Below are 11,977 nucleotides of genomic sequence, written 5' to 3'. Positions count from 1 at the left end.
ACCCCCAGCGCCCGCGGCCCCCACCGCGGCCGGCCCGCCCCCGCCCCCCCCGCCCGCGCCGCGCGCGCCGCTCCGCTGGGCCCCCCCCCGCGCGTGCCCCGGGGGGCGGGGCTTCCGATCTGTGGCCAGGGCCGGGGTCGAACCGGCGACCTTCCGCTTTTCAGGCGGACGCTCGTACCAACTGAGCTACCTGGCCGTACTGCACCGTCTCTTGCGAGACGAGCGATCCCGACGGGACTTGAACCCGCGACCTCCACCTTGACAGGGTGGCGAGCTAACCAACTGCTCCACGGGACCTTGTAGTGGTTTCCCACTAAGGTCTTGCGGCACTGCTTTTACTACGGTACTGCGTGCCCCCAACGGGATTCGAACCCGTGCTACCGCCTTGAAAGGGCGGCGTCCTGGGCCACTAGACGATGAGGGCTTGCGGCCTGTCCCGCTGTTCCCAGCGTTCGGGGACGTCGAGAAGCATATGGGATGCAGGGCGAATCGCCAAAACGGGTTTCGGCCGGGTGGGTGGGGGCCGCCCGAGGGCCGCTTGGGGCGGGGGTCAGGACCAGCCGAGTTCGTCGAGTTCGTGGTCGTCGAAGCCGAAGTGGTGGGCGACCTCGTGGATGACCGTGGTGCGGACTTCGGCGACGACCTGGTCGTGGGTCTCGCAGTGCCGGAGGGTGGGGCCGCGGTAGATGAGGATCCGGTCGGGCAGGACGCCCGCGTACCACTCGCCGCGTTCGGTGAGCGGGGTGCCCTCGTAGAGGCCGAGGAGTTCCGGGTCGGCGGGGTCGGGCTCGTCCTCGACGAAGACGGCGACGTTGTCCATCATGGCCGCGAGCTGCGGGGGAATCTGGTCGAGGGCGTCGCTGACCAGCGTCTCGAACTCGTCCCGGGTCATCTCCACCGGTTCATTGTCGGGTCTGGAGTGACGCTGTGCCAGACGGCGGGAGCCGGTGTTTGATGGGGTTATGGCGACCTCGGACGGCACGGTGGACGGACCGGCGCGGACCCGGCCGGTGGGCGAAGGGGCGGTCGCCCGGAGGCGGCCGCCGGTGTGGCGCGGGCAGGGGCCGGCCGTGGTGGTGATCGCGGTGGGTGGGGCGATCGGGTCGGTGGCGCGGTACGGCGCCGGGCTGGCCTGGGCGAACGGGCCGGCGGCGTTCCCGTGGACGACGCTGCTGATCAACGTGGTCGGGTGCGCGGTGATCGGGGTGTTCCTGGTGGTGATCACCGAGGGGCGTCCGGCGCACCCGCTGCTGCGGCCGTTCTTCGGCACCGGGGTGCTGGGCGGCTTCACCACCTTCTCGACGTACGCGGTGGACATCCGGCGGCTGGTGGAGGAGGGGCGGCTCGGGCTCGGGCTGGCGTACCTGGGGCTGACGCTGCTGGGCGCGCTCGGCGCGGTGTGGGTGGCGGCCGGGCTGACGCGCCGTCTGATCGCCCGTGGTGGCGGGGGCGTGCGGTGAGCAGGTTGAGCGGGCCGGCGCTGCGGCTGACCGTGCTGGTGGGGGAGAACGACCGCTGGCACCACCGGCCGCTGTACAGCGAGATCGTGCACCGGGCGCGGGCGGCGGGGCTGGCCGGGGCGAGCGTGTTCCGGGGGATCGAGGGGTTCGGGGCGTCGTCGCTGGTGCACACGGCGCGGCTGCTGTCGCTGAGCGAGGACCTGCCGGTGGCGGTGGTGATCGTGGACGAGGAGGAGCGGGTGCGGGCGTTCCTGCCGCAGTTGGACGGGCTGGTGGCGGAGGGCTTGGTGCTGCTGGACCGCTGCGAAGTGGTCAGGTACGTGGGGCGGGAAGGGGCTTCGGGGTGAACTGGCTGCTGGTGGTGGCGGGCGCGGTGGTCGGCGCGCCGCTGCGGTACCTGACCGACCGGGCGGTGCAGGCCCGGCACGACTCGGTGTTCCCCTGGGGGACGTTCGCGGTGAACGCGGTCGGCTGCATGGTGCTCGGCCTGGTGACCGGGGCGGTGGCGGCGGGGGCCGCGTCCCCGCAGGTCCAGGTGCTGCTGGGGACGGGACTGTGCGGGGCGCTGACCACGTACTCGACCTTCTCGTACGAGACGCTGCGGCTGGTCGAGACCGGGGCGGGGCGGTACGCGCTGGCGAACGTGGTGGGCAGCGTGGTGGTGGGGCTGGCCGCGGTGTACGCGGGGGCGGGGCTGGCCTCGGCGTTCTGGGGCTGAGCAGGCCGCCGGTCTGCCGGTTCGGCGGGCTGTGGCGGAGGCGGCCCGGGCGCTTCCTGGCGCGCTGCCCGTGTCCCGTCGGGGCGGGCGCGCGTTGGGCACCGAAAAGCGGCCGCGCGAGCAGTGGGCGGCCCGGGTGGGGCGGTGGAGAGGGAGCTCGGTGGCTTCGGTGCGGGCGGTTCGGGCGGTGGTGCGTACGGCTTCGGCGCGTGCGGTTTCGGCGCGTACGGCTTCGGTGCGTGCGGCGGCGGTGCTGGCGGTGGCCGGGCTGGGGCTGACGGGGTGCATGTCGGTCGGTCCGGAGGTGGAGGTGAAGCGCGGGGTGGCGCCGGTCGGGCAGGTCGGTCCGGCGGGCAAGCCGGGGGTGACGAGCGGGCCGTCGGCCTCGCCGAGCGGCGTGCATCCGGGGAGTGCGTCCGGGCGCCCGGAGCGTCCGGGGGGCTTGCAGGGCGAGAACGCGCCGGCCGGGGCGACGGCCACGGCGGCGGGCGAGGTGGCGCCCGGCGTGAACGGCGCGGCCGCCGGCGTGGTCCCGGTGCCGGGGGCGCCCGCCGTGGACCCCGCGCCGGCCGGCACCGGCGCGAACGGTTCGGCGGGGGGCGTGAGTGCCAGCCCCGCGCCCCGGCCGGGCGGCGGCGCGTCGGCCGGTACCGGCGGTGCGGCGGGTACCGGGGGCGCGGGCGGGGCCGGCGGCACCGGTGAGGGCCGCTCCGGCGGTACGGCGGGCACGTCGTCGGCCACGCCGAGCAGCCGCCCCTCGACGTCCCCCGAGCCCGAGCACACCTCACCGGCCGCGACCCTCCCACCGACCCCGGAGCCCTCGGCCGGTAACTCCGGTTCCTCGGCCCCGAGCCCGCATGCGGGTGGGCATTAGCGGTCTGGCCAGGGCATTTGCCTCTGATCCCGAGGTTCGTCTATGGTGGTAGATCGTTCGTTTGATTCATTTGACTGGCGCCCTATTCCCATCTGGCGCCCTTGGCGCGTTCCGGCGATCCGTGGCTGACCGCATAGAGGCGGTTGTGAAACAGAACCCCCGGACTTTGGCGCGTGCCACTTCCGGAAGGTTTTACATGTCTCTCGTTGACGACGCCCGCTTCGCCATGCCCGCGAGCGAGGCCGCCGCCGATGTCACCGACACCGCCGACACCCTCACCGACACCGTCGAGGCCGTTGAGGCCGTCGAGCCCACCGACGCCGACGTCGAGCTGAACGCCGACGCCGTCGAGGCCGAGGAGCCCGCCGAGCCCACCATCACCTTCGGCGACCTGGGCCTGCACGACGACGTCGTGCGCGCCCTCGCCAAGCGCGGTGTCACCACCCCGTTCCCGATCCAGGCCGCGACCATCCCGGACGCCCTGGCCGGCAAGGACGTGCTGGGCCGTGGCCGTACCGGCTCCGGCAAGACCCTCAGCTTCGGCCTGCCGCTGCTGACCCGCCTCGCCGACGGCGAGCGCACCAAGCCCAAGCACCCGCGCGGCCTGATCCTCGTCCCGACCCGCGAGCTGGCCATGCAGGTGGCCGACGCCCTGGAGCCGTTCGGCTCGGTGCTCGGCCTCAAGCTCAAGGTCGTCTGCGGCGGCACCTCGATGTCGAACCAGATCTACGCGCTGGAGCGCGGCGTCGACGTCCTGGTCGCCACCCCCGGCCGTCTGCGCGACCTGCTGAACCGCGGCAGCGCCAAGCTGGCCGACGTCCGGACCGTCGTGCTCGACGAGGCCGACCAGATGGCCGACATGGGCTTCCTGCCCGAGGTCACCGAGATCCTCGACCAGGTGCCGGCCGGTGGCCAGCGCCTGCTGTTCTCCGCCACCCTGGAGAACGAGATCGACACCCTGGTCAAGCGCTACCTGAAGAACCCGGTCACCCACGAGGTCGACCCGTCGGCCGGCGCGGTCACCACCATGACCCACCACATCCTCGTGGTGAAGCCCAAGGACAAGGCGCCGATCACCAACGCGATCGCCGCCCGCAAGGGCCGCACGATCATCTTCGTCCGCACCCAGATGGGCGCCGACCGCGTCGCCGAGCAGCTCATCGAGGCCGGCGTGAAGGCCGACGCGCTGCACGGCGGGATGACCCAGGGCGCCCGTACCCGCGTCCTCGGCGACTTCAAGGACGGCTACGTCAACGTCGTCGTCGCCACCGACGTCGCCGCCCGCGGCATCCACGTCGACGGCATCGACCTGGTCCTCAACGTGGACCCGGCCGGCGACCACAAGGACTACCTGCACCGCTCCGGCCGCACCGCCCGGGCCGGGCGCTCCGGCGCCGTCGTCACCCTGGTGCTGCCGCACCAGCGCCGCGGCGTCTTCCGCCTGATGGAGGACGCGGGCGTCGACGCCTCGCGCCACATCCTCGACCACGCCTTCGACGCCGAGGTCGCCAAGATCACCGGCGCCCGTTCGCTGATCGAGGTCCAGGCCGAGAGCGCGGCCGGCATCGCCGGTGCCGCCGAGCGCGAGCTCGCCGACATGACCCGCCAGCTGGAGCGCGCGCAGCGCCGCACCACCGAGCTGCGCGAGGAGGCCGACCGCCTGGCCGCGCGGGCCGCCCGCGAGCGGGCCGAGCTGGGCATCGAGGACGAGGCCCCGGCCGCCGAGGCGGGCGACGAGGCCGCTGCGGAGACCCCGGCCACCGAGGCGCCGGCTCCGGCCGCCGCGCCGCAGGCCGAGGAGCGCACGCCGTCGTACCGCGAGGCGCGCACCGAGCGTCCGGCCTTCAACCGCGACCGTGACGACCGTGGTGGCCGTTCCGGTGGCTTCAACCGTGACCGTGACGACCGTGGTGGCCGTTCCTTCGGTGACCGCGACGACCGTGGTGGCCGCTCGGGTGGCTTCAACCGCGACCGCGACGACCGTGGCGGCGCCCGCTCGGGGGGCTTCAACCGTGACCGTGACGACCGTGGTGGCCGTTCCTTCGGTGACCGTGACGACCGTGGCGGCGCCCGCTCGGGCGGTTTCAACCGTGACCGCGACGACCGCGGCGGCCGTTCCTTCGGCGACCGTCCGGCCCGCACCGGTGGTGGCTTCGACCGCGACCGTTCCGGTGGCTTCAACCGTGACCGTGACGACCGTGGTGGCCGCTCCTTCGGCGACCGCCCGGCCCGCACCTTCGGTGACCGCCCGTCCTTCGGCCGGGATCGTGACGAGCGCGGCGGCAGCAACAACCGTCCGTTCGCGCGTCGTGACGACCACCGCTCCGGCGGCCGTCCGCAGGCCTCCGGTGGTGGCTTCGGCCGTGACCGCGACGACCGTGGCGGCGCCCGCTCGGGCGGCTTCGACCGCGACCGTTCCGGTGGCTTCAACCGCGACGACCGCAAGCCGCGCTGGAAGAACTGACGCCGTACGGCCGGTGGTTGACCACCGGCAGCTGAACAGCTGAACACACACGACGGGCCCGCTCCATGCACTGGAGCGGGCCCGTCGCGTTCCCCCGATACCCCCCGGGTACCTCCCCCGGTACCCCTCGCGCCCCCGAGGTGTTGTTCTGCGGCTGAGAATAACCTGTGGCGCGGCCCGGCGGAAGTCCCGTAGCGTCCCGGACATGAGCAGCAGACTGCATGACGTGGCCCGGGTGAACGAGGAGATCGCCGAGCGGGGGAGCTACCGGGCGGCCGGTGGCGAACTCGTCACGGTGGGGGAGCAGTTGGCGGCCGCCAGGGCCGGCACGGTGTCGTACGCGCCGCCGGCGCTGGACGCGCTGCTGCGGGGCGGGGGCCCGGGGCCCGGGCCGGGTCGGCCCGGTGGGCCCGTCGGGGCGGTGGAGGTGACGGCCGAAGGCAGCATCGAGGCCGCCCGGCGCCTGGTCGAGGGCGGGGCGGGCCCGGTCGGGGTGCTCAACTTCGCCTCCGCGCGCAACCCCGGCGGCGGCTACCTGCGCGGCGCCCGCGCCCAGGAGGAGGACCTGTGCCGCAGCGCGCTGCTCTACACCTGCCTGCTGGAGGCGCCGGACTACTACGAGGCGCACCGCGCCTCCACCGACCTCCGGTACAGCCACCGGGTGATCGTCTCGCCCGACGTACCGGTGATCCGCGGCCGGGGCGGTGACCTGCTGGCGCGGCCGTACCCGGTCACCTTCCTGACCTCGCCCGCACCCAACGCGGGCCAGCTGGAACGGCGCTCGGCCGACGTGGACGTCCGGGGCGTGCTCGCCGAGCGGGCCGTCCGGGTGCTCGCGGCGGCGGCCCGGCACGAGGTCCGCACGCTGGTGCTCGGGGCCTGGGGCTGCGGGGTGTTCCGCAACGACCCGGCCCAGGTCGCCGAGGCCTTCGAGGGCGCGCTCTCCCGGTACGGGGCGGCCTTCGAACAGGTGGTGTTCGCGGTCTGGGACCGCTCACCGGTCTCGGCGAACCGGGCCGCGTTCGAGGCGCGGTTCGGCGGGGCGGCGCAGCCCGGCGCGGCGGCGCGCTGAGGCCGCCGCCGGGTGCCGCCGGGTTGCCGCTACCGCTTGCGGGCGGCCAGCGCCGTCGCGGCCGTCGAGGCCGCCGCGACCACACCGGTGACGGCGAAGACCGACGGCCAGGCGCCGATCTTCTTCGCCAGCGGATGCGAGCCGCCGAACGCCGCCACGTACAGGCCGGTCAGCGCCGCCGCGGTGGCCGCGCCCGAGCTGCGGTGCCACTGCGCGGCCGCCCCGGCACCGGCCACCGCCAGCACCGCGCCGCCCAGTTCGCGCCGGCCGCTCCAGCGGGCGACGCCGTAACCGCCCACCAGGCCGCTCGCCGCGGTCAGCGCGGCGGGCGCGGCGGCCGAGAGCACGTTGGGGACCTTCGCCATCGTCGACTCCACTCGTAGAGGTTGTCCCGACTTCCTGTTCCGGCTTCCGACCATAGCCCGCCCGCCCCGCGCCCGTCCGGGCCTCCAGTCTCCAGCAGGCCGCCGTCCTCTCCGGCGTCCTCGGCTACGAGGCCTGTCAGCCCCCGCTGGCAGACTGCGAGCGTGACTGACACCGAGATCACCGACGGCAGCCGACGCAGCGGCGCCCGCGTCCGCCAGGGCGCGGACGACGGCTCCGACGCCCAGCTCTGGCAGCTCACCGCCGTCCACCTGGGCGGCGCCCTTTTCCACCTGGAGAACGCCGCCAGTGGCAAGCGCCTCGACGTCACCGGCGCCTCCACCGACGACGGCGTCCCCATCCAGCAGTGGTCCGCCAACGCCTTCGGCGCCCAGGAGTGGCTCCTCGAAGCCCACGTGGATGCTCCCGGCACCTACACCATCACCAGCTTCATCAGCGGCAAGCCCCTCACCGCCGCCGCACCCCCCGACCCCACCGTCCATCAGTGGGAGGACACCGACTCGCCCGCCCAGTGGTGGCGCTTCGAACGCCAGGACTGACGTCGACTGCGTTCTAGCCTGGAGACAGAGGTTTGATCAAGGTAGGGAAGTCATGACTGACAGCTGGGTCCCGCCGAAGGGCTCGTGGGCGTCCTCCGCAGCGCGCCGACGGAATATGCAGGCGATCCGTAGCCGTGACACCAAGCCAGAGTTGCGGATCAGGCAGCTTGTCCACGCGGGCGGCTTGCGATATCGGGTGGCTGCTCGTCCACTGCCAGGCCTGCGCCGGACGGCTGACTTGGTGTTCGGTCCGGCGAAGGTCGCCGTTTTTGTGGACGGTTGCTACTGGCACGGGTGTCCCGAGCACTACGTCTCTCCCAGAACAAATCCAGGTTATTGGTCGGAAAAAGTAACCCGGAATGTCTTGCGTGATCGCGATACGGACTCCCGGCTAGAGGAAGCTGGATGGATCGTCCTCAGGTTCTGGGAGCACGAGTCACCAGAGGAATGTGCCCTGGTCATCGACGGCGCCGTTAGAGCCCGGCGTGGAGGACGGTGACAGCTGCGGGTCATCCTTTGGCCGAGGGCCGAGCCGAAGCACCTCGGCAATGCTCTCCCCAAACGCCTTGGCCACCGGTGGCGGGAATGCGTTTCCGACCTGACGGTAGCGGGCCGTCTTCCCACCTTCGAAATGCCAGTCCTCAGGGAAACCCTGGATGATGGCTGCCTGCTGGACGGTGAGCTTCGGGCCGTTGTTGTCGAGGAGGTCGCGGAGCACGTTGGTCTCCTCGCCGGCATCGTTGGCCACGCCCATCGCGTCGATGCCGAGGGCCTTCCAGGCGGCCTTGGCGCGGCTGGGGCCAAGATCGGCGCCGCCGTGCTTCTTTGAGCCTCCGACAAGAGTGGGCGCGACGTCCTTTGTGCGAGCCTGGCTCTTCCAGTGTTGATGCCTCGCCTCAAGCTGGTCAGCGAGTTCCGGGTAGAGCTTCTTCGCCTGCCGGTAGCGTTCGCTCATGCTCTTCTTCAGTGCCTCAAAGACCGTCGTGCGCCCGGCTTTCCCGGTGGGCCACTGGAACTTCTCCACGTAATACTTCGTGTGGATGGCAACAAGAATTGCCCGCGGCCGGAGCTGGGGGACGCCGTAGTCGGCCGACTCGATGACGTCCCACTTGTAGACGTGATAACCGAGCTCTTCCAGCTCCGAGATGATCTGCTTCCGGTATCCGGAGAACTTGTGCTCGGGCTGGAGGAGGCCGCGGACATTTTCGATCATGACGGCCTTGGGGAGAATCTTCCCAACCAGTTTGAGCATGGTCGGAAAAAGGTCCCGCTCGTCGTCCTGCCCGAGTTGGTGGCCGGCCAGCGAGAACGGCGGGCAGGGGACTCCGCCTGCTAGCAGGTCGATTTCGAACGGTTCGAACTTTGGCAAGCGATCGGCTGGCTCGAATTCTTTTACATCTAGCTGGTGGACGGCTTTGTTTTTCCGCTCCCATTCCCACCCATCGCGCTGCTCCACGTTCTTTCTCAGAGCAGCAGCCGCATGCTTGTCCAGCTCGACGAGCGCGAGGTGCCTGAAGCCGGCCTGGTGGAGGCCGACCGCTTGGCCGCCAGCGCCCGCACAGATCTCGACTGAGGTCAGCCGGTTGGCACTGGTCGTCATGGGTCGTCCTCCCTTGCTGTGACACGCAAAAGCCAAGTGTCGCAGAGGCGGAGGCGTGCTGTGCCCGCTGGACTCGTCGGCACCTGTTGGTGGCTCCGGCTGATTGTGCCAGGAAGCTAGGACAGTGTGACTGCCTGCTCACCTACTGGGGGGCTGTGCCGGTTCCGGCGAGAAGAAGAGCAGACGGGTTCTGGCCCGGTGGGCCGGACGCGGTGTCTGTCCGGATCCACTGCCTGACCGCAGGAATCCCCGGTGTCAGGGCCGTCGAGGGGACCAGCAGCCGGGCCGAGGCCCACTGTGAACTGCGGGTTTGCCGGTCGACTGGGACGACGTCGGCGATCCATTCCCGGGCGACGGTGGTGACGGACGCCAACCGGTCCTGTCGGTCGAGGACCAGGAAAACCAGGTACCACGCGGAGTCGGCCCGCATCGTCTCGTACTCATGGCGTGACAGGAACAGCACCCTTGCGTCGGCGTTTGAGGTGCTTTTCACTTCGAGGTGGACGCTGCAGCGGTCTGACTCCACCGCGATGTCGTAGCCGAATCGGTCCGAGACCGCAGACACGTGGAGGACTTCCGCATGCACCGTGCGCTGGAGCAGTGCCACCAGGGCGTTCTCCCCCGCGGCTCCGAGCCGTGCGCGCTCGACGAGCCAGGCCTTGGAGACTGCCGTCGCCGCGTCACTGCTGCTGAGACCGAGAGTGGCAGCCAGCCTCTGCCCCGCCAGCGGCAGCTCGGGTTTGGTGGAGGCAGTGCCGGAGCTGTCGTCCAGCCAGTCTGGACGCGCCGCCTCAAGGGATCTGTCCAGCAACTGAAGACGGAGCAACCGTTCCTCCGTTGGGGACTGCGTGACCGGCTGGCGAGGTACTGGCACCAAACCTATCCGCCGCAGCCAGGCCAGGCCGTCGTCGTACTGGCCGGGGGTCAGGTCGGAAAACGAGTCGTGGCTGGTGAAGAGGGCCCGCACCCGGAAGATGTCGTCCGTGCGCAGTGCACGGAGCCAGCGCAGTGCGGCCCTCATGGTTCCCTCAGCGGGTAGCTGTGGCATCGAGGTGTTCCAGGAACGCCTGGATGTCCGCCATATCCATCCCGGTTGTGACAGAAGGCTCTTCCCGGAGATCGGCCAACTGTCGCACCGCCGGGTCGTCAAGGATCTGGCCCATGAACTGGAGCTTCTGTTCCAGCCGTTTAGCGACCGTTTCGTCGACCGAGCCACGGCAGGCCAGGACAGTGATCCGGGTCTCGGTACCGGGCGCAAGCCCCAGACGGTGGATCCGGTCGAGGCTCTGCAGGAACCGCCCGGCCTGGAAGTCCCGGTCTACGTAGACGGCGTCGTGGCACACCTGGTGCAGGCTGATGCCTTCGCCCAGGGTGGCGGGATTGGAGATCAGCACCATGCAGTCGGGATCCTCCCGGAACCGCCGGATCTGCTCTTCCCGGTCGGCCGTGCCGCCGTGGACGAGAGCAGGGCGGAAGTCCTTGAGCATGAGTTCGAGGGTCGTCAGACTTCTCACGAAACTGGCCCAGACCAGGGTCTTCCGGCCCCGGGCCGCGTTGATGGCCACTAGCTGAAGGGCCTCGTGGTACTTCGGTGAAATTTCGTACGCCGGAAGTTCCGCCATGAGGCTCTGCAATGAGGCGCTGGCTGGCGCATCCAGCGGATCAAGCCGGTACTCAAGCGGCTCGTAGGCGCTGCTGCCTTCGATGAGAAGAGCGGGACTGGTCGCGGCCATCAGCATTCGGAGCATCGATTTCCCGAGTGCTTCGAAATCAGACCGGACAGCTTCGGCCCGTGACGAATACTGTCCCGCCAGCGCGTCGTAGATCTCCCGGTGAAGGGCGGGCATGTTGACGTACCGGATGGTAGTCACGGCTGGGGGAAGCTCGAGTTCGCGCTTCGTAGTGCGGGTATACAGAGGGCGGAGCACCGCGCTGGCATGCGCGAGATCGCCCCCCCCGACGGCCTGGCTGACGACGCGGCGTCCGTGACCGGGCCAGACGAAGGAGAGCAAGTTCTCAAGGTCTTTGGCGCCGTTGGGTGCCGGCGTTCCTGTGAGGATGAGCCGACGCTTGCTGAGCGGTCCAAGCGCCATGCAGGCAGCGCCATAGATTCCCTGCGAGCCCAACTTCATCCGATGTGCCTCGTCGAGCACAAGCATGCTGGGCGCAGCCTTCAGCCATCCGGCAAGGGCGGCCAGTTGGCGGTCGAGCCGCTCGTAGTTGACGATCAGGATCTCGGTGGCAGGATCTGGCTGGCCTGACAGGACGGTTGTCTGAGGGGTCTGCTCGAAGCACAGTGCAGCCTCCGTCTGCCATGCCTCGTAGGCGGACTTCGGGCTGACCACGAGGAGTCTGCTGACCTCCCGTTGCTCGCGAAGGGCTGCGAAGACCGCCAGGGTGGCGCGAGTCTTGCCCGCTCCGGGAACACTGAAGTTGGCGCCGTGCCGCAACGAGAGCAGCCGGGCGACATCACGCCGTTGGAAGGAGGTCAGCCCGGCCTTCCAGGTGTCGCCGAGGAGCGTAGGCACCATGTCCGGCTGAATGGTGGATTCATCCGTGACGTCACCGGAGAGCCGCCTGCTGGCGGTCTCGGCATCGTCAAGGACACTGCCGGCCAGTTCGGCGAGAGCTTCCTCCCACTGCACGCTCTCCGGGGCGGGCCAGCTGCCGAGCTCCTCAAGGCTGGCCAGGAAGTCGTCCAACGGAATCTCGGCCGATGCATGGCCGCGCATGCCGCCGTTGCCAAACCGCATGGACAATCGCGCGAGGTCATTGTGGAACCCCGGCCCGGGCCCGGGGGCCGCGGCGGGGGGGGGGGAGTGGCAATCGCGTAGGCGAGAAGGGTGTGGGGTGAGTGACCCACTTT

General features: G+C 70.7%; 12 protein-coding genes and 3 tRNA genes. 7 read left to right on the top strand and 8 right to left on the bottom strand.

Annotated features, from left to right (window positions below; translation table 11 throughout):
- Positions 1 to 122: 122 nt before the first annotated feature.
- From ACFV6I_RS23515 to ACFV6I_RS23500, 4 genes are all read right to left on the bottom strand, one after another.
- Positions 123 to 196 (bottom strand) — tRNA-Phe (locus tag ACFV6I_RS23515).
- A gap of 27 nt (positions 197 to 223) precedes the next feature.
- Positions 224 to 297 (bottom strand) — tRNA-Asp (locus ACFV6I_RS23510).
- Positions 298 to 351: 54 nt separating this feature from the next.
- Positions 352 to 424: transfer RNA gene (locus tag ACFV6I_RS23505), tRNA-Glu, on the bottom strand.
- Positions 425 to 550: 126 nt separating this feature from the next.
- The gene (locus ACFV6I_RS23500; RefSeq protein ID WP_063348331.1) at positions 551 to 892 is read right to left on the bottom strand and encodes a metallopeptidase family protein; all 342 of its coding nucleotides are present in this window, start codon (positions 890 to 892) and stop codon (positions 551 to 553) included.
- A gap of 70 nt (positions 893 to 962) precedes the next feature.
- On the opposite strand from ACFV6I_RS23500, the gene crcB (ACFV6I_RS23495) reads away from it, so the two are divergent.
- The 5 genes from crcB (ACFV6I_RS23495) (at position 963) to ACFV6I_RS23475 (ending at position 6,588) form a co-directional block, all read left to right on the top strand.
- Positions 963 to 1,460: a fluoride efflux transporter CrcB gene (gene crcB, locus ACFV6I_RS23495; RefSeq protein WP_380427467.1), complete on the top strand. Its 498-nt coding sequence runs from the start codon at positions 963 to 965 to the stop codon at positions 1,458 to 1,460.
- Positions 1,457 to 1,807, top strand: a complete 351-nt coding sequence (locus ACFV6I_RS23490; RefSeq protein WP_063348329.1) for a DUF190 domain-containing protein — start codon at positions 1,457 to 1,459, stop codon at positions 1,805 to 1,807. The genes crcB (ACFV6I_RS23495) and ACFV6I_RS23490 overlap by 4 nt, the downstream gene beginning before the upstream one ends.
- On the top strand, positions 1,804 to 2,178 hold the full coding sequence (gene crcB, locus ACFV6I_RS23485) for a fluoride efflux transporter CrcB (RefSeq protein ID WP_063348328.1): 375 nt from the start codon (positions 1,804 to 1,806) through the stop codon (positions 2,176 to 2,178). The genes ACFV6I_RS23490 and crcB (ACFV6I_RS23485) overlap by 4 nt, the downstream gene beginning before the upstream one ends.
- 1,070 nt (positions 2,179 to 3,248) lie before the next feature.
- Positions 3,249 to 5,516 (top strand): DEAD/DEAH box helicase, encoded by a 2,268-nt coding sequence (locus ACFV6I_RS23480; RefSeq protein WP_380427465.1) that lies wholly within the window; start codon positions 3,249 to 3,251, stop codon positions 5,514 to 5,516.
- Positions 5,517 to 5,721: 205 nt separating this feature from the next.
- Positions 5,722 to 6,588, top strand: coding sequence for a TIGR02452 family protein (locus ACFV6I_RS23475; protein ID WP_380427463.1), 867 nt, complete (start codon positions 5,722 to 5,724; stop codon positions 6,586 to 6,588).
- A 29-nt stretch (positions 6,589 to 6,617) separates the two neighbouring features.
- Here ACFV6I_RS23475 and ACFV6I_RS23470 read toward each other — a convergent pair whose 3' ends face one another.
- Entirely contained in the window at positions 6,618 to 6,953 is a 336-nt protein-coding gene (locus ACFV6I_RS23470) for a hypothetical protein (RefSeq protein ID WP_063348325.1), read from the bottom strand.
- A 162-nt stretch (positions 6,954 to 7,115) separates the two neighbouring features.
- Here ACFV6I_RS23470 and ACFV6I_RS23465 point away from each other — a divergent pair, with 162 nt between their 5' ends.
- Together ACFV6I_RS23465 and ACFV6I_RS23460 are read left to right on the top strand one after the other, a co-directional pair.
- On the top strand, positions 7,116 to 7,511 hold the full coding sequence (locus ACFV6I_RS23465; protein WP_380427461.1) for an RICIN domain-containing protein: 396 nt from the start codon (positions 7,116 to 7,118) through the stop codon (positions 7,509 to 7,511).
- A 52-nt stretch (positions 7,512 to 7,563) separates the two neighbouring features.
- A complete protein-coding gene (locus ACFV6I_RS23460; protein WP_380427459.1) occupies positions 7,564 to 8,010 on the top strand; it encodes a very short patch repair endonuclease in 447 nt (148 codons plus the stop codon).
- Here the strand turns inward: ACFV6I_RS23460 and ACFV6I_RS23455 are convergent.
- The 3 genes from ACFV6I_RS23455 to ACFV6I_RS23445 form a co-directional block, all read right to left on the bottom strand.
- On the bottom strand, positions 7,948 to 9,111 hold the full coding sequence (locus ACFV6I_RS23455; protein WP_380427457.1) for a DNA cytosine methyltransferase: 1,164 nt from the start codon (positions 9,109 to 9,111) through the stop codon (positions 7,948 to 7,950). The two genes, ACFV6I_RS23460 and ACFV6I_RS23455, sit on opposite strands and share 63 nt — an antisense overlap.
- 142 nt (positions 9,112 to 9,253) lie before the next feature.
- A complete protein-coding gene (locus ACFV6I_RS23450) occupies positions 9,254 to 10,132 on the bottom strand; it encodes a protein NO VEIN domain-containing protein (protein ID WP_380427455.1) in 879 nt (292 codons plus the stop codon).
- A gap of 7 nt (positions 10,133 to 10,139) precedes the next feature.
- Positions 10,140 to 11,864 carry a DEAD/DEAH box helicase gene (locus tag ACFV6I_RS23445; protein WP_380427473.1) on the bottom strand — a complete coding sequence of 575 codons (1,725 nt, stop codon included), beginning with the start codon at positions 11,862 to 11,864 and terminating at the stop codon, positions 10,140 to 10,142.
- Positions 11,865 to 11,977 lie beyond the last annotated feature (113 nt).

The organism is Kitasatospora sp. NPDC059803, assembly GCF_042732255.1.
Lineage (GTDB): Bacteria > Actinomycetota > Actinomycetes > Streptomycetales > Streptomycetaceae > Kitasatospora.
Note: the sequence above shows the minus strand (reverse complement) of the source record. Positions and strands in the feature narration are given on the sequence as shown.

Coding starts and splice junctions, on each gene's coding strand:
- ACFV6I_RS23470 (WP_063348325.1), bottom strand. CDS start 6,953: ATGGCGAAGGTCCCCAACGTGCTCTCGGCCGCCGCGCCCGCCGCGCTG.
- ACFV6I_RS23455 (WP_380427457.1), bottom strand. CDS start 9,111: ATGACGACCAGTGCCAACCGGCTGACCTCAGTCGAGATCTGTGCGGGC.
- ACFV6I_RS23450 (WP_380427455.1), bottom strand. CDS start 10,132: ATGAGGGCCGCACTGCGCTGGCTCCGTGCACTGCGCACGGACGACATC.
- ACFV6I_RS23460 (WP_380427459.1), top strand. CDS start 7,564: ATGACTGACAGCTGGGTCCCGCCGAAGGGCTCGTGGGCGTCCTCCGCA.
- ACFV6I_RS23480 (WP_380427465.1), top strand. CDS start 3,249: ATGTCTCTCGTTGACGACGCCCGCTTCGCCATGCCCGCGAGCGAGGCC.
- crcB (WP_380427467.1), top strand. CDS start 963: ATGGCGACCTCGGACGGCACGGTGGACGGACCGGCGCGGACCCGGCCG.
- ACFV6I_RS23500 (WP_063348331.1), bottom strand. CDS start 892: ATGACCCGGGACGAGTTCGAGACGCTGGTCAGCGACGCCCTCGACCAG.
- ACFV6I_RS23445 (WP_380427473.1), bottom strand. CDS start 11,864: ATGCGGTTTGGCAACGGCGGCATGCGCGGCCATGCATCGGCCGAGATT.
- ACFV6I_RS23475 (WP_380427463.1), top strand. CDS start 5,722: ATGAGCAGCAGACTGCATGACGTGGCCCGGGTGAACGAGGAGATCGCC.